The organism is Catellatospora chokoriensis (assembly GCF_011297315.1).
GTDB classification, from domain to species: domain Bacteria; phylum Actinomycetota; class Actinomycetes; order Mycobacteriales; family Micromonosporaceae; genus Catellatospora; species Catellatospora citrea.
Window position 1 is genome coordinate 84,762 of the sequence record NZ_JAAOTI010000032.1, and the last position, 23,310, is coordinate 108,071.

A 23,310-nucleotide genomic window follows, 5' to 3' on the forward strand; every position below is an offset into this window, starting at 1 on the left:
TCCTTCTCAAGCATCGATCGGTTGGCGGACCGCCGGCGGGTTGGTGCCCCCGTCGCGCCAGTGCACGCGGAACTGGCCAGGACTGTCCTGAATCGAGACGGCGAGCTCGATCCGCTCGCCCGCGGCCACCGGCCGCACCGTCACCGGTAGGAATGCCTGGCCCCAGTGGTTCTCCGGGTCGTTTCCCCAGTTGCTCAGGCGCACCGAGGGCGAGAGGGCCGCATCGAACCACATCGCGAAGCCGCCGAGTTCGGCATCCCGGGTCGCCCGGAATGACAGTGTCGACGTCAGCGTCTCGTCGGCTTCCATGGTGTGGCAGTCGAGCAGCCAGGCCGTCTTCGCGGGCGCCAGCAGGTCACTGGCGTCGAGGTGAACACGACGGTGGACGGCCCGCACCAGATCCCCGAACGGCGCGAAGTCAAGGCCCACCAGCGAGTCGAGTTGGTCCAGCCTGGCCCGACCGGCGCCGTGGCGTACGGGGGCGACGTGGACGGTGACGTCGGCGGGCAGCAGCCGGCCGCCGGGACGCAGGAGCCGGTGGCGAGCGTCGGCCATGGTCGCCCGGAAGCCTTCGTCGAGGCACGCCATGCCGAGCGTCTCGCACAGCACAACGTCGACGCGAGCGGGCGGCGCGAACTCCGTGAGGTCGGTGTGCACGAGCTGCACGACGTCGTCGAGCCCGTTGCGGGCCAGCAGCGCCCGCGCGACCGCGGCTATCGGCGCACGCTCGATCGCGTAAACCTGGGCGGCCCCGGCTCGGGCGGCGAGCATGGCGAGGATGCCCGTCCCCGCGCCCACATCGGCGACGACGTCGCCGGGGCGCACGACCTCCTCGATCGCCGCCGCGAGCGCCCGGTTACGGCCGTTGTCCAGCAGCATCTCGCCGTGCACGACGAGGCTCATCAGGCCCATGTCACCGCACCGCCATCGGCAGTGTGCGCACAGGCGGGACGGGCGACCCGAGTGTCCCGAGGAAGTCGTTGGTCAGTGCGGGCTCTTCGGCGACCGCCGCCGCGTCCCGCGCCGCGGTCACCGGGTCGACGGCCTTCGGCAGCCGCCCGGCGAAGTGCTCCGCCCAGAAGGGGTCCCAGCGCGTCGCCACTTTCAGCAGGCGGCGCCGTTCGGCGTCCGCGCGCTGCCGGGTCCAGTGCATCCGGTCGTACGCCTCGCGGTCGATGTACTCGAAGAAGAACTCGACGCCGGTGCGCAGCGACGCGATGACGTGGGCCCGCTTGATGTCGCGCGCTGGATACTGCGGCGTGTCGTAGTAGGGCATGGTGCTCAGCGAGTTGACCAGGTTGTCGCCGACCGGTGCCCGCAGCAGCCGCCCGTTGGTCTTGACCCATTCGTACAGCGCCGTCCCGTAGTAGGGGATCGACATCCAGAACTGGCACTTGTCGAGGTGCTCGGTCGCCCAGGCGATCGATCTCATGTCCGACTCGAAGGAGCTCTCCGGCAGGCCCACGATCAGGAACCCGCCCACCTTGAGTCCGTTCCTGCGGGCGATCGTCACGGCCCGCTCGATGCGGGACATCTTGGAACCCTTCCGGACCGCCTTCAGTACACCGTTCTCGGAGCTCTCGATCCCGAAGAACACCCACCGGCAGCCCGATCGGCGCAGCAGCGCCGCGAAGGCGTCGGTCATCATGTCGGCGCGTACCCCCTCGAAAGCTGTCCAAGGCAGATTGAGGTCCGCCTCGATCAGGGCCGTGCAGAACTCGTACGCGCGCTCCTTGCGTACGGCGAAGTTCTCGTCAACGATGAGGAATCCGCGGACTCCATACCGCTCCTTCGCGTAGGCCAGCTCCACCACGCAGCTCTGTGGCGTGCGCGAGCGGAACCGGCCGTGCGAGATGTTCCCTACCGTGCAGTAGGTGCACTTGAAGGGGCAGTCCCGGGAGGTGACGAGCGGGTACAGCGGGAAGTGGTGGATGCCCGCCAGGCGGTAGTCGGGGAAGGGCAGGGCATCGAGGTCGTTGGACTCCGTGGTGTTGACGTTGCGCCGGGTGCGTCCGTTCTCGCGCCAGACGAGGCCGGACACTCTGGCGAACTCGCGGCGACCTTCCAGCGCTTCGACCAGCTGCCAGGTCGGCTCCTCGCCGTCGCCCACGATGCCGAAGTCGACCTCCGGAAACTCGAGGATCGCCTCCTTGATCAGCGAGACGTGCAGGCCACCGAGCAAGGTCGTGTGACCGTGCTGCTTGGCAAGCCGCGCGATCCGCCGACCACGGTCGATCGTGCGGGAGTCCACGCCGATGGCGACCAGCGTGGGCGGCAGTGTCGCCAGCGCGCGCCCGGGGTCCTCCTTGGTGAACTGGCTGTCGACGATCTTGACCTGCAGTCCCTTCGCCGCGAGATAGGTGCCGATGTATCCGAGCCCCACGCAGGGCATCGACCTCGGATTGATGATCTCCGGCGCGATCAGCAGGATGACACGGTCACGCAGATTCATGAGGCATCCTCCAGCTCGCGGCCCAGAACGGTCGCCGGGCGCAACGTTCGAAACAACAGGTGGTCCGGGTCCGCGACGACCACCGCCGGTCGGGCCCTGAGCGAGAACACGGCCACCGCGGGTGCGACGTCGAGCAGCACCCGCTGCCGCTCGCGAGCCCCGTGGACGTCGGTGACCTCGATGGTGACCGCGCTGCCCGGCACCGCGGGAGTCGTGCAGCGCGCTTGGACGGCCAGCTCCCATCCGGCACCGGACCCGGTCAGCCGGATCGGGTCGAGCCGGATGTCGAGGAGACCGGGCCGTTCCAGCCACTGCTGCAGCACCCAGTCCACCGAGCCGCCATACGCCGCGCCGACGATCGCCGCGAAAGCGAACGTGTCGAGAACATGGGTGCGGCCCAGCCTCAGGAAGTGGCGCAGCGCTTCGGTCATGACGTCGGCACCCACGATGTTCTCGAGCATCGCGATGACGAACCCGCCCTTGGCGCGCAGCAGATGGCGACCGGCAGGGTCGGTGCGTCGGGCCAGGGTTTCCAGCGCCGCCTCCGAGCCGGCGGCGTCGAGCCGGGCCACCGCCTCCAGGGTTTTCCGCCGGTAGCCGCCGGCGAGCATGCCGGACCGGTCGGCCAGATGGAGGGTGTATTCGGCGAGGGCTTCGCAGAGCCACGTGCCGGCCGGTGCGAACGGGGCTCGTATGCCCCACCACAGATGGCCGACCTCGTGTCCGAGCAGAACCTCGGCGATCCCGCGGTCAACGGCGCCAGACGCGACGCGGATGACGCCGGCACGTGTGTAGCAGAAGGTGGATGACGGCGCGTCCACGAGGACCACTCGCGGGTGCCGTGGAGGCTCCCGGCCCAGCAGGCTGGTCAGCAGGTCGGTGTAGGCCGTGGCCGTGGTCGCCAGCGTGCGCAAGGCCGACCGGTGGGCGTGGCCCACGGCGCTCGCGCCGGCAGGGAGGCTGAACGTCTCGGGATGCCGCAGGCGGCACCAGCCCAGGCCGCCGCGTCGGTCCCCGCTGAGCGGGATGTCGACGGCGCCTTCGTCCGGGACCGCGACCGGCGTCCAGCGGATGTCAGGTCCGGGCTCGAACGTCGGCAGCCACCAGGACGCCTCGCCGAGTTCGACGCGGCGCGCGTCGAACCGCGTGCACGGTCCGCTGGGCGTCCCGCTGGCCTGTATGCGCAGCCGCCGGGCACCGTCGAGCAGATCCCAGCAGCTGTCGTCCAGCGTGATACTGCCGGCGGCGGCTTCCTGATCGCCGACCTGGACGCGGCCGTAGCCCTCGTTGATGCGCAGCACGCTGGGGCGATGAGCCGCCCAGACCTGATCATCGAGCGTGATCACGGCAGCCAGCCGCACGCCGCGGCCGATCGCCAGCTCGACCCTGCCGTCCGCCCAGTACTGCGGCTCCGGGCGAGCGGCCCCGGTCGTGGCGTGGCGGCTGGGTGTGGCGCGCAGGGCCGACCGCTGCCGGGCGAGCTCGACCTCGTCGGCCAGCTGTTCGCGGGCCGCCAGGACGGACCAGACGCGGTGGGCGTCGGGACGCTGGGGAGCCAGTGCCGCCGCGCGGTTGAGCAGTTCCTGGGCCTCGCGGACGGGGATGCGCGGCCCCGCGACCACGAGGTTGACGAGCGCGCACGGATCAGGGGGAGAGGCGTCAGCCGCCTTCCGTACGAGCGCCAGACCGTCCTCGCGGTGACCGGTGCGGCAGAGCAGCATGCCCAGGGCGTTGGCCGCCCGCCCCGGTGACGGCTCCTCCTGCGCGGCCTGCGCCATGAGCGACAGCGCGCGGTCGACGGAGCCGGCGTGCCAGAGCGCCTGCGCCCTGACGTAGGAGACGTCGTATGGCGGCGCACCCGCGGTGCGGGCGACGTCGAGCAACCGAGTGCCGCATCGGGTGTCCCCGGCCGCCAATCGGCTGATCGCCGCCTTCAAGGCCGACACCCCGGTGCGATGTCCGGCCTGTGCCAAACTGGTGAACTCGGCCGCGGCCTCGTCGAAACGGCCGGCGAGGTGCAGTGCCTCGGCCACGGCCGCCTTGAAGTCCGGTGCGGTGTCGGCCGCGGCCGGTGTCCGGATGGTCACCCCCATCGCAGTCTGCTAGCGAAGGTCAATCCGGCACCGCTTCGCTGCCGACAGCGAGGCGGTGCCGGATGCGGTCCGGCCCGTGACGCAGGCGAGGAGTGGCCGGTTCACTGCTCGCCTCGGCGGGCGCGGCGATCCTCGATGGTCTTGCCGCGCTCGTCCTTGTCCTTCTCGGTGAACTCACCCCGGGCGACCCGGTCGGCGAGCTCGTGCACCTTGTCGTGCGGGATACGGCCCTCGTCGATCAGGGCGCCCACCATGGACACCAGGTCGTCCTCGTTGAGCGCGTACATGCGGACGAGGTCGTAGATGGAGAACTCGAGCTTTCCGGCCGGCGCGAGCCTGCACCCGCACGCCATGAGATCTACGTCGAACTCGTCCTCCCCGGTCGAGAGTTCCTCGAGGAGGCTGCTGTCGTCCCTGTCCTGGGTGGTCATACCGGTTCCTGTCTGTCGGGTTGACTGGTCTGTCGGTCAGCTGGATACATCTGTTTCGTCGCGCAGGTCGGCCGGCTCGTCGAAGGAGCCGGTGAGATACCGCCGCTCGGGGACCGCAGGTGGCGCGCCCGCAGCGGTCATCGTGCTGTCGAGGACGTCGACTCGGCCGCGCCAGCGAGCCAGCCGCTCACCGGCTGGTTCGGTCCCGTGGTGGGCCGCGACATCCTCCAGGTGGCCCAGGCGAAGGCGGTAGAGGACGGTCCGGGCGCGCGCCGCCGCCTCGTCGCCCCTGGACAGTCGGCGCTCGAGCGCGAGCGTCCCCTTGCAGAACGACATCGCCTCCTCGTAGACCACGCGGGTCTGCGGGCAGGCGAAGTTGAAGCGGTAGTCCCAGAACGGCCCGCGCACCTGAGCGCGGTAACGTTCGAGCAGGTCGGTCCCCTCGTACAAGTTCAAGATCGATAATGGGTTCCGCGGGTAGTACTCCGCCCACCGGAGAAACGCGATGTTCTGCAGAACGGCGTCCGGCGTGGTCTCGGGATTGAACATGATCATGGAAAGGGTCTTCCGGAGTTCGTAGCGCTCCAGGATCTCGACTGCCGCCCAGTTCTTCGCCGCCCGCACGCCCTTGCGGTAGGCCAGCAGGTCCTCGGCCGTCACCGACTCCACACCGACGAACACCGAGCGCAGGCCCGCGTCGTGCAGCGCCGCGATCACCTCCTCGTCCACGTCGACCGCCCGGCAGTCGATGTGGAACGTCATGGGGATCCCGGCCGCCTTGTAGGCCGCGGCGAACTCGATCGCGCGCTGCCTGCCCGCTTTGCCGGGACCGATGAAGTTGTCGTCGACGAACATGAAATGGGAGAGCCGGAAGCGGTCATGCAGCTCCGCCAGCTCGGCCAGCACGTGCGGAATCGATCGTGGCCGCCAGCCCGCCGCCACCCCGCCCGCCCGGTAGAAGTTCGGCACGCTGCAGAACGCGCAGCGCGCATAGCACCCTCGCGAGGACGTGACGCTCGCCTGAGCTCCTCGCCTGAGCGCCAGGCTGAGCAGGTCCCGCGCCGGGTTCGGCAGCTCGTCGAGGTCGTACCCGGAGCGGCCGGTGCGGCGAGCCTTCTCGCCCCGTTCGCAGACGTCGTCCAGGCACTCGACAGCGCCCCGCAGTACGTTGCGGCAGTAGTGGAGGAACGGGCGCTCCCCTTCGCCGAGCACGATGGCGTCGAACACATCGGTGTGCGCGTGGATCTTGTCGGCCGCGAACGTCGCGAAGTGCCCGCCCGCCACGATCCGCGTACCAGGGTGCGCCTGGCGGACGCGCTCGAGGAACGAGACCGTCTGCGGATAGCCGTGCGAGATCAGGGTCACCCCGAGCACGCCGATGTCCCGCCGGCCCAACTCGTCGAGCAGCTGATCGGTGGTCAGCTCACCCAGCAGACCGTCGATGATGTCCACACTGAACCCGTCGGCTCGCAACGCCGCGGCCAGATAGGCGAGACCCAGGTGTTCGAACGGGTCGTACGCCCACACGATGTTCGGCTGGACCAGGACGACGTCCACCGATCTTCTGGCCGCTCCGGCCGACGGGCTGTCGCCGATCAAGGCTCCCCCTCGCATCAACGGACGCTGCCGCCCACCGGTCGAGGGTTCGCTTTACGACCAATCAATGCGGCAAAAGCTACTATAGCGATACAGGCCATCTGAACTGCGATATGTCATGAAACAGGCACTAACGTGTGAATGAGAGGGGTGCGGCGTCCGCGCGGCGGCGCGGGATTCGGATCGGCTCAACGTGGTCGAGGCGCTTGTGTCCGAAGCCGGGGTCGCACACCTGGATGTCGGCGAACTTGACCCAGCAGTTCCCGCCGGCGGCGAGGGTGTCGCGGCACGACTCGGTTCTCGTCGGGAGGCAGGGTTGTCGACGTGTTGAACCGCTGGTCACGGCGGCGGCACTAAAGTCGGAGGCATGGTGCCATCGCTATCGGCCACCGGATTCACCGTGGTCGAGCAGTTCATAGATCCACCACTGGCGCGCACGCTTTACGCGATGCTGCTGCTCCGCCGGGCCCGTGGAGAATACAAGCGTGATGATCAGGTCGCCGACGCGCTCAGCTTCTGGGGCGACTCGACACTCGACGCACTGCTGCTCGGGCTGCTGCCCGAAGTCGAGCACGCCTCCGGCTGCAGCCTGCTGCCCACCTATTCGTACGCGCGCCTCTATCTGCCCGGCAACGAGCTGAAGCGGCACAGCGATCGGGATGCCTGCGAGATCGCCGTGACGATCCATCTCGGGCGGCAGGGGATCGCGCCGCCACCGATATGCTTTGCTCCCGGGGTCGCCGTCACGCAGCATCCCGGCGACGCGGTGGTCTACTTCGGCACCCAGGTCGAGCACTGGCGCGACACGTTCCACGGCGACAACTTCGGCCAGGTGTTCCTGAACTACGTGCGCGCGGATGGCTCCTCCCGGCGCCACATGTTCGACGGCCGGCAGGACGCGTACCCGCCTGAGATCGTGCAGCCGCTGCTCGTGCGCGCCGGCGCCCTGGGGGATGCGCAGGTGCCTGCATGAAGGTGACGCTGCAGGCGCCGGGGCTCGTGGTGGCCGACCACGTGCTGCCCGCCGAGACGTTCGAGGCCGTGGCCGACGAGGTCGACGCTGGGGAGTACCACTCTGTGCATGCCCGGCGCTGGGACAAGGCATGGCGGTTGTCGGATGGCCAGCCGCTGCGCGGGCCCTCGGTCCGCTTCGACCCGGCGGGGCTGCTCGACCAGGGGCAGGTCAGCTATCCCACCGGCACCTCGGTCGACGCGCTGGTCGATGCCGCCCGCGAGCTTGCCGACCGGTTCCCCGACGTCGCGGGGACGCAGGGCGCCGACTGGCGGGCGATGTTCGTCGCGCCCTGGCTGTATCCCGTGGGTAGCGCGTTGTCCCTGCACCTGGACGGCGGGAAGTACACCGGGGCCTTCACCTTCTTCGCACACCGGTCCTGGAGCCTGCACTGGGGCGGTGAGCTGTTCGTGTTCCACGACGCGGATCCGGTCGCGCCTTCTCGGGGCTACGACCAGGACGAGGACTCTTCCGGCATTGCCACCTGCATCGTGCCGTATCCGAACCGGCTCGTGCTGCTCGGGCCAGATCGCCCGCACATGATCCGCCGTGTCGACACCAATGCCGGAACGCACGTCCGGGCTAGCTTGGCGGGGTTCTTCCTGCGGGTCTGAACGCTGATGCTCGCTCGTTCGTCCACGGGGGCGATCTCCGACACACGGCCGAATAGCCCTATTGCGTCGTATTTAGCCTGATAGCGTCGTCGTGGGTGACCGGATCAGCGGTCGCCCACCAACACGTGACCACGGGCCAGCGCCCGCGCCGAGGGGAGTACTCGTATGACGGTCGAACTCAGACTCAAGCGACGGGTCGACGCCTTGTTCAAGGCCATGTCGTCGGATTTCCTGCTGCGCGAGCAGTTCGTCACCGATCCTGCCCAGGTGTTTTACGAGTACGTCGACGGCGAACGACCGTCAGCCGAGGTGACCCAGGCTGCCAACCAGCTCACCTACGCGGTGCTGTCCCACCCGCCGCTGTTGCAGTGGCTGCGCGACTACGCTTCCGGCCATCCCGACATGCCGCCGGAGGACGTGTTCGCCAAGGACTTCTCGCGTGCCGTCGCCCGGCACGGCGATGATGAAGTCGTGCTCGCGCTCGTTCGTGGCGGGGGTCAGCGCGAGGACACGTTCCGAGCCCAGTCCGCACTTCTCAAAGCGATCATCAGCGCGGTCGGCTCCGGTCGTGGTGTTTTCGCGGGGACGGAGATGAGTCCGGGTGGTGGGACGGAGATGAGTCCGGGCACCGGCGGGACGGAGATGAGCCCGGGGGTCTTGGCTGCGGGTGGTGGTGTTTTCGCGGGGACGGAGATGAGTCCGGGTGGTGGGACGGAGATGAGTCCGGGCACCGGCGGGACGGAGATGAGCCCGGGGGTCTTGGCTGCGGGTGGTGGTGTTTTCGCGGGGACGGAGATGAGTCCGGGTGGTGGGACGGAGATGAGCCCGGGCACCGGCGGGACCGAGATGAGCCCGGGCGTCGCCCGCATGGTCAGCCCCGACGTGCAGGTGACGCTCGACGCGCTGACGCAGTTCGCCAAGCAGATGCGGGCCAGCGGCGCGCTGCGGGTCTCCGGTCTCGGCTGATCCAGGTACATCGATGGATCGAGTGAGTACGGACCGTGAATCCCGCGATGCCGGGTTCGACTCGGTCCGAGCGGGATACGAATCTGCGCTGCGCAGCGCGATGAACCCGGGCCGGACACGCCGTCTGCTGGCTGAGCACCTGGTGAGGGTCGGCCGGATCGCCGACAGCCGTGACATATGGCACGCAGAAGTGCAGTCCGGGGAGGACGGCACGCGATGGATGAACGACGCCATAGTCGACGCGATGGCGACCGGCGACCTCGCCGTCGCTGGTGAGCTGGCGGGCATCTTCGCCGCATCGCGATGGGCCAGTCGGTGGCGGCCGCCGCGCGACTCGGCCGGCCGGGAGCTGCCGCTGCCCACACGCACGCCGAACACGTATCTGTCGGTGCCGAAGCTGGACCACGACATGGCGCAGTTCGGGTTGCTGCGCCAGCGTGGAGTGCTCGGCGCGGAGTTCGATGCCATCATCGCCGACTACGCGAAGATCGCAGACCGGCTGCGACCGCTGGGCACCAACAGCAGGTCACCGATGGAGGCTGACGACGAGCGGCGCATCGGCCACGTGTACAGCCGCATAGTGCACGTCAGCGAGGCGGGCCGCCTTGACCACGCTTTGTCGAAGAGCTGGGATCGGGCAGCGGTGCAGCGGCAATACCTCCAAGAGTCACCGGGGCTCGTGGTCATCGACGATTTCCTGTCCCCGCAGGCGCTGCAGGCCCTGCGTCGGTTCTGTGAAGAGTCGACCGTGTGGTCGGGCAACCGGTACGCCGACGGGCGTCTGGGCGCCTTCTTCTTCGCGGGGTTCAACTGCCCGCTGCTGCTTCAGATCGCCGACGAGCTCCGTGTGCAGTTGCCGGAGGTGATCGGCCGTCGTCACCCGCTGCGCCAGCTGTGGGGTTTCAAGAACTCGCCGAACCTGCCGGCGGACTCGACCGTCCATGCCGACTTCGCTGCGGTGAACGCCAACTTCTGGATCACCCCCGAGTCGGCGAACCTGGACCCCGATTCGGGTGGGCTGGTCGTCTACGACGTGGCGGCGCCCCTGTCGTGGGACTTCGGCACCTACAACGAGAGTCTGGAATACATTCGGCGCTACCTGCACGAGCGGCAGGCGCGGGCGGTGACGATCCCGTATCGACAGAATCGTGCCATCATCTTCAACTCCGACCTGTTCCACGCGACAGCGCAGATCCGATTCCGCCCGGAGTACGAGAACCGGCGCGTCAACATCACCATGCTCTACGGCGACCGGGAGCAGGATGAGCACCATCCGAGCCCCCTGCGCCAGCCGGAGCCGGAGGCGGCGGCACCGTACGCGTGGCGGTCGAGGGCTTTCCGACGTGGGCGGTGACGGCGCCCGCGCGATGCCGTCCAGCCACTCTTACCAGGGGCAGGACCTGTTCGTCCTAGCCCAGCTGGGTGGCTTGCGTGGTGGCTTCTTCCTGGACTCCGGTGCCTCGGACGGCGTCCGCGGTAGCAATACGAAGCTGCTGGAGTCCCAGTTCGGCTGGTCGGGGATATGCATAGAGCCGAACGGCACGATGTTCGCCGAACTGGTGCGCAACCGCAGCTGCATCTGCCTCGACTGCTGTCTCTACGACCAGGACGTCGACGTCGACTTCCTTTCCGCCGCGAGCGTCTACGGCGGGATCGTCGACGAATACGATCCCGAACACCTGCGCTTCGCGCGTGCCTTCGCCCGGCAGGCGCTCGCCGGCACGGAACCCGAGCGCAAGCGGGCCCGGACGCTGCGTTCCGTGCTGGTCGAATGCGGCGCGCCGCCGGTGATCGATTATTGGAGCCTGGACACCGAGGGTTCCGAGCTGTCGATCCTGCGGTCGTTCCCGTTCGGGCAGTACGCGTTCCGGGTGCTCACCGTGGAACACAACTACACGTCGGCCCGCGAACAGATCCGGATACTGCTGGAGTCTCACGGATACCGCAGGGCGGCGTCACTGGGCATCGACGACTGCTACGTACCGGTCGGGTTCGGAATGACCGCATGGCGCAGCAGTGCGTGGTCCTGGACGAAAGCTGCGGGACGGCGCTGATCTGCGCACCTGCGATGTGAGCCGGGACCGGACGGTAGGAGTCCGCGCCGCGCTAGGGTCCTGCACCAACTGTCCAGAAAGCGCACTTTAAGTGTATCGGCCTGCCTACGATCAGGGCGCGAGGGAACCCTGCGCTTGGTCATGGGAGTGTCTGCATGATGATCCGCCGGTTTTGTGTGCCGCTGGCTATCGCGATGCTCCTGGCAGCGTCGGGTTGCACAGACACCGATCCCGGCGCGCCTGCAGCGCCGGCCGGCACCGGCGCAGCCATGCCGACCGCCGCCGCCACTCCGGCCCGACAGGGGGTCGCGCCGACCAGAAAGCGCAACATCATCGCCTGGCTCAGACGGCTGGGACTGGGCACACCGCGCGGTCCGCAATCGGACCTGACCGAGGCCTATGACCTGCTGGGGCAGCGGAAGTGCGCGGATGTCATTCCCCTCACCGAAAATATGGAGCCTGCGACCGGCCGCCTGTTCGCCGGAGCAGCACAGGCCTGTTTGGCGGCCTTCGACGGCCGCACCGAGCTGTGGCCGTCGGCCGAGTCCGCCTTGGAACAGGCCGGCGGACCGGATTCGGTCCACTGCCTGAACGTCCCGGTCTACGACCTGCTGGATCAGCTCGTCAAGGCCCACCGCGCGGACCCGAAGGCGACCTTCGAAGTCGGTGAGGCCGGTCCGGGCGGCGAACCTCCGTGTCCGACCATCACGCGCCTTCAGCCCGACCACGGCCTCTCCGGCGACAAGGTGACGATCGTCGGCGACAACCTCGACAAGGTCCACAGCGTATTCGTGGAATTCAACGGCGAGGTCAACGACTCCGCCCTCTTCGAACGGAACGCGGGACCCGACGGGCTCCAGCCGGTGGCGGGCGGTCTGCAGTTCATCATGCCGCCCGCACCCGAGTCCGCGACAGCTGCGTGTGTCCGCGTGCAGGCGGAAGTGAGCTGGTCCACCGATGAGGAACTGTTCACCCTGGATCGGCCGGGGCCCAGCGCGAGTTCTTCGGTGGGTCCGCCGCCCTCGCCCTCCGCCTCGGCGTCGCAGCCTGCCGTGTCACCTGCACCGCCTGACACCGGCGAATCGCCGGCGGCAGGCGGAGCCGGACGATCCCGCATCGGGTCGCACCGGGCACCCTGCCCCGCCCGATGACATGACCCAGCCCTCGGCCGGGGAGCCGCCGGTAGCCCCCACCTCGGACCGGCTGTTGCCCCTGCTCAAGGTCGCCACCGAAGTCGGCTCGCTGGCGGCGCTGCTCACCGCGCTGCTCTACTACTTCGGCTGGGCACGCAGTGAGGCACAGGCCCGCGCCTTCGGTGCTGACGCCAGCGTCTTCGACATGTCCACCGCCGACTACCTGCTACGCAGCATCGACGCCCTGTTCATTCCGGTATTCCTGCTGCTCGTCGCGTCGTATCTCGGCATCCGCGTGCACCGCCGGCTGACCGGGTCCCACCGTGTCGGCTCCGTCCGCGAGGGCGGTCCCGAGCCGGTGCCCAGCACACCACCACGATCGGCCATCCGCTGGGCGCGTTGGCTCAGGCTCTCCTGGTTGATCCCGGTCGCGATCGGCATACCACTGACCATGATCGTCCCGGTGTTCGGCCACATCACGTTTCCGTTGTGGGTGGCGGTCGGGATCGTGGGCACCGCTTACGGTGCCACCCTGCACCGTGTGTTCCAGGGTCGGCCGCTGCCCTCCCTGACCACGGTCGCGCTCGTCGCCGCGCTGCTGGCCGTCACGCTGTTCTGGACCGCCGAGCGTTACGCCACATTCGTCGGCGGCGAGATGGCCGTCGGCATCAAAGCGGCACCCGCCGACGAGCTGGCACCGGTTGCGGTGTACAGCGTGCGGCGCCTGAACCTGTCCACCGACCGGGTCCGGGAGACGATCACGCCTGGCCCGGAGCCAGGGTACGGATACCGCTATGACGGCCTGTTCCTCCTCCAGCGCTCCGGCGACAAGTACTTCCTGCTCAGTGACGGCTGGAACGACGGGCTGGGCCGGCTCATCGTGCTGCCGGACAACGACTCGATCCGGTTGGAGTTCGGGGGATGACGGCTGAGCGGCTTGGGTCACGGGTGGGCCGCGATGCGGGAACCACCGGGCATGCTCGACCGGCGACGACCGCGAGCTGGACCTGCTGACGAATCGTTCGGGATCGAGTCGTGCGGTCGTGCCCGATATGCCGCAAGGGGCTGTCGGCGGCGCATCACCGGCACACCGTAGGCGGCCCTTCTCAGTCAGAGATGACCTGTAGGAACGGTGGTCGGACGGGGTTGCGACGGCTGTTGATCACGGTGGCCAAGCCCGCTGAGCTCTGGTAGATGGCGACGGCGGCGGTGGCGCCGCTGATGTATGCCGAGGTGATGAGTGAGGTGACGTCGAGCGGTATCCAGTCGGTGACGTCGCACAGTGGCGCAGTGGCCTCCACCGTGCCCAGCGCGGGTGAGGTGTTCCAGGTGATGTCGTTCTCCGTCCAGCCGCTGCCCGTGGTGTACGCGGAGATGGTGGTGTGGGTGCCCGCGCTGTCGGCGGTGTGGCCGCTGACCCACAGCACCGCGCGCCTGGGTGCGCCGGTCAGCGCGGTCAGGTCGAACTTGAGATAGGCGCGGCGGGCCCATCCGGCGCTCGCGTTCTTGATGATCATGTACTGGTCGTTGCCGAAGTTGGTTGTTGCGTACGAGCCGTCGCGGACATAGGCGTCCGCGACGGGTGCCAGGGTCAGGTGCTGACCGCCGGTGACCGCGGATCCGGTGCCGAGGGTCAGCGAGCGGCCGGCGCCGAGGCTGCCGCCGACCTCGACCACGAGCGTGATCGGATCGACATTGGTGATGCTGACCTGCGGATCGCAGGCCGCTGTGGCGTAGCCGCTGCGGGCGAGGGTGACGGTGACGGTGGTGGCGGCGCGGGTGGGGTCGGCGACGGTGACTTTCAGCTGCCCGCCGTGTTCATGGATGAGCACGGAGCACGGGGCGCTTACGGTGACCGGCCCGGCAGTGCCGGCGGTGAAGAAGTTCGCGGCGGTCACACCGGTGGCGCTGTCGGTGATCGCTTGAGCGGTGGTGGTGTTGGACAGGGCTGTGACGGTGGGGTTTGCCGCACGGGCAGCCGTGGTGCCGGCGTCGGCTCCAGGAAGCAGCAGGTAGTGGTAGGACGCGCCGGCGGGGTCGACGCCGTGGTCGAGCCAGAGGGTCAGGTAATCGCGGCTGATCGGAGCAGTCGATCCCGATGCGCTGATCTGCGACCAGCTGCCGGTGCGGCTCTCACTCAGCACCCGGACGTCGGCACCGCCGGGGAAAATGTAGCCGGCGGCTCCGTCGAGCTGGGCCCAGCCCGCGTCGGGGAAGGTCGCGCTCCAGCCGGTCGCGGCCGGCCGACCGACCCCGTCGACAGTCAGGCTGCCGGTGAGGGGACCGCCGCCGAGGCCGCGATTGTCGATGGTGGTCTCGACGGCGGTGCCGTCGGTGGCGGTGATGCCGGCGCCAAGGCAGGTGATGGTGTCGCCGACGAAGAACCAGGACTTTTTCGCCTTCAGCGAGGAGTCGGGACCGCGGGTGTCCTGGCCGAGGGCGGCGTGGGCGCCGTCGCAGGCACCGCCGGCCCAGACCGTGTCAGGGCGGGGCAGCCCGAAAGCGCCGCCCCAGGCGTCGGCGAGCGTCTTGCGGGAGGCCGTGATGCCGGGCAGTCGGTAGGGGTCGACGGTGGGCCAGTAGGAGTCGGAGTACTGGCCGCCGCCCCAGGTGTCACCCCAGTAGTGGTACGCGCCGTTGGACGTGTGCCAGCCCTTGAGGTTCTCGCCGTTGGTGGTCTCGTAGAAGGCGGTGCGACCGGAGCAGAGGCTCAGCACGGCCGCCCATCCGGGGCGGCGGTGGACGGCGCGGTCCATCGAAGCGAACAGCCGGTGCCCGACCGGTTCAGGGCTGGGGGTGACGGCAGGGTCGTCTCGTACCGCCAGCACGGCCGCCAGCGCCGGGATGCCGAGCTTGGGATCGACGGTGATGTTCGCCCAGCGCTCACGCTGCGTCCAGCCCTTGACCATGGCCTTCCAGACAGCGGCCTCGGCGGGCGGTGCCGAGGCGGCCAGCTGCAGTATGCCGGCGCTGACGGCGTGCCCGCGCTGGTGATCGGACTGGTTACGGGCGATGGCGCGACCGCTGACAGCGTCCATGACAAGACCGTTGTGGATGAACGGGGCGTAGGTCGTTGCGACCGCGTCGAACAGGACCCGCCGGTGGGAGGAGGTGACCGCCCAGGGCGATTCGGCGAGCCAGGCGAGCATCGCGGCCAGGCCGGAGAGCAGGACCTCGCCGTAGGTGCCGGTGTAGGGCACGCGGCGGTGCTGAATGAAGGACCCGTCGGCGTAGAAGCCGTCGCCCGCGCGTACCTGGACCAGCACGGGGGACAGGCCGTCGCGTGCGGCGGCGAGTTTGGCCGCGCTCCTGCCGAGCATGCCCCTGCGCGCCAGCACGGCGCAGACGTCGACTCGGTTGGCCCCGGTGGCGGGGCCGACATGCAGCAGCTGGTCGGCGCTGGGCACGAAGTGGTCGATCGCCGCGAGCCAGCTGCCGAGCTGCGTCGAGGACAAGGCGTCGTGGACGAGCGTCATGGTGTCGGTGAGAGCCAGCGGGGCACCGATGTTCCAGTCCCACCAGTTGCCGTAGAAGGTGGTCGACGCGTGGTAGGCGTGGCCGTGCAGATGGTCCAAGCCGGCGACCACATCGTCGCGCAGCGAGGCGTCGCCGGTCAGGCCCGTGCCGGCTTGCGCGTAGGCCAATGCCATCACCCGCAGCCGGGCGTAGCCGCCGGTGACCGAGTCGGAGGAAGCCAGTGGCTGGTCGGGCCACAGAGACTCGCCGGCAGGAGCCATGGTGCCGCGAAAGCCCGCCGCTGTGGCCCCGAGCGCCGCGAGCCTGCTCGCGTACGGTTCAGCGGCGGGGTCGAACCCCGAGCCGATGAGCGCCCGGCGCCAGCGGAGGCGAAGGGCGTCAAAGGCGTCTGCGGCGCCGCACGGAACTCGTGATCCGGCCGCGGCATGGGGCCGCGGTGTGCGCGGGTCATGGCCGGATGTGTGCACGTCTGCTCCAACTCGGTGTCGATGGCCGACCTGTGGCCGTTCGGCGCTCACGCGGATCGTGTCCGGCGGGCGCCGTGCCGGCTGCGCCTGCATCCAGGATGGCCTTCCGGGCGCGTCGAGGTCCACGTGTCCGGCCGTGACGGCGTGTCATCAGATCCCTTCCGTGGATACTCCGGCCTTCAGGCCGGAGAGGAAACGGAACCCCTGCGGAGCAGGACAGGCATAGCCGATCCGCCGTCGAGGCGGACCGGCGTCCACCCATGGACCAAGGCTCTGCAGTGTCCGTTTAGGATTGCGGGCGTGTCCAGGACCGTGAAGCGGGCGTTCAAGTACCGCTTCTACCCGACCGACGCCCAGGCCGCGCAGTTGTCGCGGACGTTCGGGTGCGTCCGGCTGGTTTACAACATGGCCCTGCAGGCCCGTACCGAGGCGTGGACGCAGCGGCAGGAGCGGATCGACTACAACGTCACCTCGGCCCTGCTCACCGCGTGGAAGAAGACCGACGACCTGGCGTTTCTCAGCGAGGTGTCCAGCGTGCCGTTGCAGCAGGCGCTGCGGCACCTGCAGACCGCGTACACCAACTTCTGGGCAAAACGAGCCAAGCACCCGACATTCAAGTCCAAGAAGCGCTCGCGCCGGTCGGCGGAATACACCACCAGCGCGTTCCGCTGGCGCGACGACACGCTGACCCTGGCCAAGATGACCGAACCCCTCGACGTCGTGTGGTCGCGGCCGCTGCCTGACGGTGCGTCGCCGTCGACGGTGACCGTGTCGTGTGACGCCGCCGGACGTTGGTTCGTGTCCCTGCTCTGCGACGACGTCATCGCCCAGACCCCCGCCACGGGCCGGGTCGGGATCGACGCTGGGCTCGACAGCGTGCTCGCCCTGTCCACCGGCGAGAAGATCACCAATCCTCGGCACGAGAGCGCCGACCGGCAGCGGCTGGCCCGCGCGCAACAGAACCTGGCCCGTAAGCAGAAGGGCTCGGCGAACCGGGCCAAGGCCCGGGTCACCCTCGCCCGTATCCACGCCCGGATCGCCGATCGCAGGCGCGACCACCTGCACAAGCTGACCACTCGGCTCGTTCGTGAGAACCAAGCGATCGTGATCGAGGACCTGGCCGTCCGTAACATGGTCAAGAACCACCGTCTGGCCCGCGCCATCTCGGACGCCGCCTGGCGGCAGTTGCGCACCATGCTGGAGTACAAGGCCGCCTGGCACGGCCGGGACCTGGTCGTCGTGGACCGCTGGTTCCCTTCGACCCGGCTGTGCTCGGCCTGCGGCGCACTCGCGCAGAAGATGCCGCTGAGCGTACGGGAGTGGACGTGCCCATGCGGTGCCGTCCACGACCGCGACGTCAACGCCGCGCGTAACATTCTGGCCGCCGGACTGGCGGTGACAGCCTGCGGAGACGGTGTAAGACCTCAACGAGAGTCCTCTCGGACGGGGCGATCGTCGGTGAAACAGGAAAACCTGAGGGCGACCAAGGGAATCCCCGTCCTTTAGGGCGGGGAGGATGTCAATCAAGCGAATCGGCAGACATCACCCAGACCGGTACGCGAACCTGATGGCATGTACGCGAACTCCGTAGACCACGGCGTGCAACGTCTGGACATGCCGCCGAAACCTCTGCCGGCGCCGCCGGGGCCCCCGGCCGAGGTGGCCGGGCTCATGGATGAGCTCTTCCCGAACACCTTCACCTTCGACGACGGCGCGATGACCGTGTTGACGCCATTGGGGCTACCTGCTCTGCAGGTCCTTTATGACGCGACCAAACGGGTCCACGCCCAGTTCAGCCGCGTCACCCAGACGATCGCGCCGCTGCCCGAAGACCACAACGGCCAACTCACGGTGTTCCTCTTCGGCAGCAATCAGCAATACATCGACCACGCCAAGGAGCTCTTCGACATCGACACGGACAACGGAGGCATTTACATCGAGCCGCGGGGCACCTTCTACACTTTCGACCGAGTGGGCCAGACGTACACCCTCGAGGAGTTGTTCCGTCACGAATACGCCCACTACCTTGCCGGCCGATATCTCATCGGCGGGATGTGGGCCAACACCCCGATCTATCACACCGGCCGCATGCAGTGGTTCGACGAAGGATTCGCCGAATTTCTCACCGGCGCCACCGCCACCGGCGGTGTCACGGTGAGAAAGACACTCGTCGGGCGCATCAAGAATGACGGTGTGAACCGCATGACCGTCGCCGACATTCTGCGATCCACCTACGAGTCCGATGCCAAGTACTACCGATATTCCGCATTGCTGTTCAATTATTGGTACGCCAACGACCCTCTCACGCTGCTCGACATCGTCGAGTTGGTTCGAGCCGGCGAACCCGAAGCGTTCCTGGAGCGCATCGAAGGGCTGGCCGTCGACCCCGGACTGGAATCGAACTACCAGGCTTACCTCGACGGTCAGATCGCCCTCCAGGAAACCCTCACGAATCCCTCCACACCGCAATCTTCGCCCGTGCTGGACCTGTCCGACGTGAACGAGCTGGAAAACCGCATCCGCGAACACCGCTTCGGCACGCACGTCGAGTGCTCCGTGGCCGCGGTCGAGGTCAATACGCGTTTCTCCGCCCGCGGCTGCCTCACCGGCGTGCGCCGTCCGACCAAGGACATGCTCTTGGCATGGCGTACCTTCAACAAGGATCTGGACGAACTGCTCGCCGACCTGCAGGCCAGGCCCGAGAACAACTTCGACCAGGCCGTCGGGCGTTTCGGGCGAATACACTTCAACGGTGATGACGGATTGGGATACTATCCGCTCGCGAACTTTCAGATCGAAGGTCCGTTGGGACCCAACGGTCACGAGTTGCTGCCGCCCTTGGCGCAGGTGGTGGCCGACTTCAAAGGCACGAGACTGGGCATCAACGCCTCAGGCACGCTCCTGGATGACCGTACCGTCCAGGTCAATCTGGCGCTGACCACCGTAGCAAGAGCCGCCGGCACCGCCGACGCCGTCTTTCAGGACGAGCTCACCGACGACCTGTTCGAACTGCGCGATGATGTCTATGCGATCCGCCCCACCTACTACCGCGCCTTTGAATGCGGGTGGGACGGGGATCTGCAGATCATCGACGTCGGAGTGCAGCAGTACGGGCTACGACCGATCTCCTGCGTGGTGTCACTCGAATGACCGCCTGGGCGAGCTCCTCGGCGTACAGGCCGCCGGGGTCGCCCAGCGCGGTGGCCGGGGTGCGGCCGTCAGCGGGACAGGGCGAGCGCTATGGCATGGGCGATGGGCTGACCGGTGTTCGCTTCGTAGAAGCTGAACGCGGGGCCGGGGTTCACTTCGAAGCAGTAGGTGCCGCCGTCGTCGGCCAGGAGCAGGTCGATCCCGGCCAGTTCAAGCCCGAGCCGTGCGGCCAGGTGCACGCAGCGCTGGGCGAGTTCGTCAGGCAGGGCCCATGGTGTGAGGTCGGTCCGTCCTCCGTAGCGTCGGGCGTACCGGTAGTCGACGCCGTCGGTCGTGATCCGGGTGGCGAACACCTCCCCGGACACGACGTGCACGCGGACGTTCGTGCCACGGAGGTAGCGCTGGAACTGCACCGGGCACCAGCGGATCCGGGCCAGGCGGCTGAGGGCGTCGTCGTCGAGCAAGCGGACGATGGAGCGTACGCCGCTGATGGATTTGTAGATGACCTGACCGTGTTGTGACTTGAACGCACGAACCTCGTCAGGCACGTTGGTGATCAGCGTCGGCGGGGTCAGGAACCCGGTCTGCGTGATCAGCTGTGCCTGATACGGCTTGGACTGGTTGGATGCGGTGGCGGCGGCACGGTTCATGACCCGCCCCGGGTGGATTTCGATCCAGGTGGAGATGACCTCGTGCCACTGGCGGGCGTGCGCGGCCACGTCGTCACCGCCGCCGACCACCTCGGGCAGCTGCCTCCAGTCCATGAGCCGGGTGTAGACGCCGGTGACGCCGGCGCAGGACAGGCTGGTGCCGTCGACGGTCAGGCGTCCGGCGAGCTGACCGTCGACGACTTCGAGGTCGATGCGGGTGTGTGCGAAGCGCCGCTGGTGCAGCATGACGTACGCCAGCCCGAGGCGGTCCAGTTCCGCACACACCATGGCGATCGGCGGCTCGCTGGCGATTCCGCATACGACGATCATGACGGGCTCCATGGCAGGTTCAGGAGGTGATCGTGCAACCGGCCGATGAGTGCCTGCCCGCCCAGGCGCAGGTCGGGTAGGGGATCGGCATGTGCGAACCGCCAGGTGCCGTCCGGCTCGACGTGGAAGCCGACGCTGAGCAGGTCGAGCTCGGCGGCATCGGCCAGCTGGACGCAGGCCCGCATGACGGCCTCGGGCGCGGGAGCGCCGTAGGCGGTGCCCGCGGCGACGACGACCACCCGGGCCGGCGCCAGCGGTCGCGGATGGAGACCGGGGCTGTACAGCGGCACCGCCGACACGGCAAGGCCCGCCTGAGCCGCGAGGACGGCCCACTGGGCAGCCGGCCGCCACGCTCCGGGCAGGCCACGAGGGCTGGGCCGGTTGACCATGACCGGGCTGATGCAGGACAGCCAGCTCAGAGCGAGGGCGCTCAGTTCCTCCGCGGCGTAACGGCTGTCCACGTCATCGGCGGGGCCGAGGTGTGCTACGGGTAGCGAGCTCATGCGGTTGAGCACGCCGCGGATCTGTTTGCTGGCGAGCGTGCTGCCGTCGGCGAGGCTCAGCTCGAAGCGGGCGCCGTGCGCGTCGATGCGGTGGACGACGTGGGTGGCGCAGGCCAGCGCCTGCGGGCAGACGAGGCGCAGGGGTGCCAGGCCACGCGCCTTCAGCGCGGTGTATGCCCACAGCGCGGCATGGTCGTCCGGGTGGCACAGCACCAGCCACATACGCCCTTGCCGCCCTTCACCGCTCGGGGAACTTCTCGAGGTCCTTGCAGTCCTTGGCGTTCTTCGCCTCGTCGGCCTGCCGGCGGAGCTCGGCGCTGAGAACCCGGACGTCGGGTAGGGCCGGCTGTTCGTGTACCAGCGCGCTGGAGGTCAGGTCCGGTCGCAGATCGGGCCCGATGAAGTGGGTGAGCTGGGCGACCACCTGCTCGAGCCCGGCCAGCCGGTCGGCGATGTTCTTGTCCGCGCCCGTCTGCGGCATGCCGAGGTGCGGGACGGGTGCGGCGTCCTCGGGCGCGTCCTTCCCCTCCTTCTCCTCCTTCAGCTCCTTCAGGTCCTTGCCGACTGCCTTCTCCGGGGATGACTTGTCCGCGCTCACCGCCTTCTCCGAGCTCTCGCTCTTCTCCTTGCCGTCCTTGTGCTCCTTGACGGCCTCTTTCGCGTCCTTGGTCTCCTTGGCCTCCTTCTCGGTCTTCTCCAGCGTGCTCTCCTTGGCGTCCTTGTCCGGCTGGGGCTTCGCACCGTGCGGGACGGCTGTCAGTTGCGCCACGTCGGGCCTGTTGCCGATGCGCTGGCTGCTCGGGCGGCCCGGAGCGTCCTGCTGGGACGAGCCTGTCTCGCGCAGGGCACGGCGGGCCTCGGCGGCATGGAACGGAGCGAGGCCGGCGGCGCGAATGCTGCCCTGGATGCAGGCCAGCACGCCGGCGATCATCGGCGAGGCGCTGGAGGTGCCGTTGAACTGGTCCGTATACCACAGGTCCTCGTTGCTGCCGCCCTGCAGGTCGCCATAGCCGCAGGTGCTCACCTCGAGACCCCATCCCTGCACGTCGACGGCCGAGCCGAAGTTCGAGTGGGCCAGCCGGGAGCGGTCCGGGCCGTGGTCGCGTCCGTGTGTTCCGGGCGGGGGAGCGCCGGAGCCGACCAGGATCGCGCCGCTGTCGCGGCTGCCACGCCGGAACGGGTTGGCCCAGTCGGCGGGGAATCCGGGCGCCGGTATGTCGTAGAGCTGGTCGTCGAGGTCCTCACCGCCGTTGCCGCCGGCCTCCACCACGATGATTCCGCGATCGGTGGCGAACCGGATCGCGTCGAAGTCGTCCGGCCACCACTCGACCGGAATTCTGCCCTGCTGGCCGCCTGAGGTCGCGAAATCGTGGCGCGGCCCGGTGCGGTGCAGCTCGATCAGGAGGATGTCGCCGAAGGACAGCCGCAGCGCGGCGTTGCGAATCGCGGCGGCCGAGTTGGTGTCGTCGACGTCGCGTTCGAAGATCGATATCGTGGTCAGCGTGGCGTCAGGGCAGATGCCCCTGATGCCGATCGTGTTGTCGTCGCCGCTGAGCAAGCCGGCGACCGCGGTGCCGTGGTTGCGCCACACGAGATCGGGACTCTGCAAGCCACCGACGAGACCGCCCTGGTGCCCGCTCAGATCCTCGTGAGTGAACCGCCAGGCGGCCTCGATGTCGATGATCCGCACGCCGGCTCCCTTGCCGCCGGGTAGGTGCCAGATGTGCTGCGGGCCGAGGCCGCCGGGGGCCGGTCCGAGGTAGCCCTGCCGGTCGCTGAAGTCGGGTGTGGCCGCGGGTGCCTCCTCCGCACGCGGGGGCAGGTCCAGCAGCAGATGGGGCGGCTCGGGAGGCGGCTTGACGTAGGCGGCTTGGACCAGCGGTTGCTGGCGCAGCTGCGCGGCGATGGTGTGCAGTTGGTCCGCCGGCGCGTCGACGCCGTAGTACACCGAAAGGTCGGGCGCGGTGGCCGCTGCGGGGGCACGGGTCGCCTCCCGCCGTAGCCGCTCCTCGCCGACACCGAACAGCGGGCGCATCGTTCCGCCGTAGCGGGCGCAGACCTCGCCCAGGGAGCCGGTGTCGGCGCCGGTGACCGAGGTGAGACCGGCGGGGCTCACTCGCAGCCCCGCCTCGGGCCTGGCCTTGACGATCAGTTCCGAGTGTGGTTGCACGGTGCTCATGCCGCGATCCTTCCGTGATCGGCGCGCCGCGACGTGCGCGTGCACAGCGTCAGCTTGGCCGTTCGAAGTCCCTGGTGTCCTTGGTGTCTTTGGCCTGTTGTGCCTGGTGGCGCAGTAGTTCGCCGGGGGCGCCGTTCGTGCCGCCCGGCTCTTCGGTCAGCGCGCTGCTGGACAGGTCGGGTCTCAGTTCGGGTCCGATGAAG

The 23,310-nt window shown here is 68.7% G+C and carries 18 protein-coding genes; 9 read left to right on the plus strand and 9 right to left on the minus strand.

Translation table 11 applies throughout. The features are described from left to right. Window positions 1-6 precede the first annotated feature (6 nt). The 5 genes from HAV39_RS35080 to HAV39_RS35100 form a co-directional block, all read right to left on the minus strand. The gene (locus HAV39_RS35080; RefSeq protein ID WP_191843468.1) at window positions 7-903 is read right to left on the minus strand and encodes a methyltransferase domain-containing protein; all 897 of its coding nucleotides are present in this window, start codon (window positions 901-903) and stop codon (window positions 7-9) included. Between the two features lie 10 nt (window positions 904-913). Further along, complete coding sequence (locus HAV39_RS35085) at window positions 914-2,452, minus strand: B12-binding domain-containing radical SAM protein (protein WP_191843469.1); 1,539 nt, start codon at window positions 2,450-2,452, stop codon at window positions 914-916. Next, entirely contained in the window at window positions 2,449-4,545 is a 2,097-nt protein-coding gene (locus HAV39_RS35090; RefSeq protein ID WP_191843470.1) for a hypothetical protein, read from the minus strand. Before HAV39_RS35090 ends, HAV39_RS35085 begins: the two co-directional genes overlap by 4 nt. Window positions 4,546-4,646: 101 nt before the next feature. Next, on the minus strand, window positions 4,647-4,976 hold the full coding sequence (locus tag HAV39_RS35095) for a hypothetical protein (RefSeq protein ID WP_191843471.1): 330 nt from the start codon (window positions 4,974-4,976) through the stop codon (window positions 4,647-4,649). 36 nt (window positions 4,977-5,012) lie between these two features. Next, window positions 5,013-6,590, minus strand: a complete 1,578-nt coding sequence (locus HAV39_RS35100; RefSeq protein ID WP_191843472.1) for a B12-binding domain-containing radical SAM protein — start codon at window positions 6,588-6,590, stop codon at window positions 5,013-5,015. 349 nt (window positions 6,591-6,939) lie between these two features. Between HAV39_RS35100 and HAV39_RS35105 the strand changes: the two genes are divergently transcribed. From HAV39_RS35105 to HAV39_RS35135, 7 genes are all read left to right on the plus strand, one after another. Further along, entirely contained in the window at window positions 6,940-7,545 is a 606-nt protein-coding gene (locus HAV39_RS35105) for a hypothetical protein (protein WP_191843473.1), read from the plus strand. Beyond that, on the plus strand, window positions 7,542-8,198 hold the full coding sequence (locus tag HAV39_RS35110; RefSeq protein WP_191843474.1) for a 2OG-Fe(II) oxygenase: 657 nt from the start codon (window positions 7,542-7,544) through the stop codon (window positions 8,196-8,198). The genes HAV39_RS35105 and HAV39_RS35110 overlap by 4 nt, the downstream gene beginning before the upstream one ends. Window positions 8,199-8,363: 165 nt before the next feature. Next, window positions 8,364-9,164 (plus strand): hypothetical protein, encoded by an 801-nt coding sequence (locus HAV39_RS35115; protein ID WP_191843475.1) that lies wholly within the window; start codon window positions 8,364-8,366, stop codon window positions 9,162-9,164. A gap of 22 nt (window positions 9,165-9,186) precedes the next feature. After that, window positions 9,187-10,518 carry a hypothetical protein gene (locus HAV39_RS35120; protein ID WP_191843476.1) on the plus strand — a complete coding sequence of 444 codons (1,332 nt, stop codon included), beginning with the start codon at window positions 9,187-9,189 and terminating at the stop codon, window positions 10,516-10,518. After that, on the plus strand, window positions 10,508-11,218 hold the full coding sequence (locus tag HAV39_RS35125; protein WP_203736704.1) for an FkbM family methyltransferase: 711 nt from the start codon (window positions 10,508-10,510) through the stop codon (window positions 11,216-11,218). The genes HAV39_RS35120 and HAV39_RS35125 overlap by 11 nt, the downstream gene beginning before the upstream one ends. A gap of 155 nt (window positions 11,219-11,373) precedes the next feature. Next, window positions 11,374-12,369: an IPT/TIG domain-containing protein gene (locus HAV39_RS35130; protein ID WP_191843477.1), complete on the plus strand. Its 996-nt coding sequence runs from the start codon at window positions 11,374-11,376 to the stop codon at window positions 12,367-12,369. Window position 12,370: 1 nt separating this feature from the next. Beyond that, entirely contained in the window at window positions 12,371-13,276 is a 906-nt protein-coding gene (locus HAV39_RS35135) for a hypothetical protein (protein ID WP_191843478.1), read from the plus strand. A gap of 181 nt (window positions 13,277-13,457) precedes the next feature. On the opposite strand, the gene HAV39_RS35140 is transcribed toward HAV39_RS35135, so the two are convergent. Then, window positions 13,458-16,388 (minus strand): polysaccharide lyase family 8 super-sandwich domain-containing protein, encoded by a 2,931-nt coding sequence (locus HAV39_RS35140; RefSeq protein WP_239121006.1) that lies wholly within the window; start codon window positions 16,386-16,388, stop codon window positions 13,458-13,460. A gap of 207 nt (window positions 16,389-16,595) precedes the next feature. Between HAV39_RS35140 and HAV39_RS35145 the strand changes: the two genes are divergently transcribed. Both HAV39_RS35145 and HAV39_RS35150 read left to right on the plus strand, forming a co-directional pair. Further along, a complete protein-coding gene (locus HAV39_RS35145) occupies window positions 16,596-17,801 on the plus strand; it encodes an RNA-guided endonuclease InsQ/TnpB family protein (protein WP_191843480.1) in 1,206 nt (401 codons plus the stop codon). Between the two features lie 66 nt (window positions 17,802-17,867). Then, window positions 17,868-19,445 (plus strand): collagenase, encoded by a 1,578-nt coding sequence (locus HAV39_RS35150; protein ID WP_191843481.1) that lies wholly within the window; start codon window positions 17,868-17,870, stop codon window positions 19,443-19,445. 68 nt (window positions 19,446-19,513) lie between these two features. Here HAV39_RS35150 and HAV39_RS35155 read toward each other — a convergent pair whose 3' ends face one another. From HAV39_RS35155 to HAV39_RS35165, 3 genes are read right to left on the minus strand one after another with little or no spacing between them, the layout of a single operon-like run. Next, a complete protein-coding gene (locus tag HAV39_RS35155; RefSeq protein ID WP_191843482.1) occupies window positions 19,514-20,425 on the minus strand; it encodes an ATP-grasp domain-containing protein in 912 nt (303 codons plus the stop codon). Beyond that, window positions 20,422-21,150 (minus strand): hypothetical protein, encoded by a 729-nt coding sequence (locus HAV39_RS35160; RefSeq protein ID WP_191843483.1) that lies wholly within the window; start codon window positions 21,148-21,150, stop codon window positions 20,422-20,424. Before HAV39_RS35160 ends, HAV39_RS35155 begins: the two co-directional genes overlap by 4 nt. A 16-nt stretch (window positions 21,151-21,166) precedes the next feature. Next, window positions 21,167-23,107: a S8 family serine peptidase gene (locus HAV39_RS35165; RefSeq protein WP_239121005.1), complete on the minus strand. Its 1,941-nt coding sequence runs from the start codon at window positions 23,105-23,107 to the stop codon at window positions 21,167-21,169. Between the last annotated feature and the right edge of the window lie 203 nt (window positions 23,108-23,310).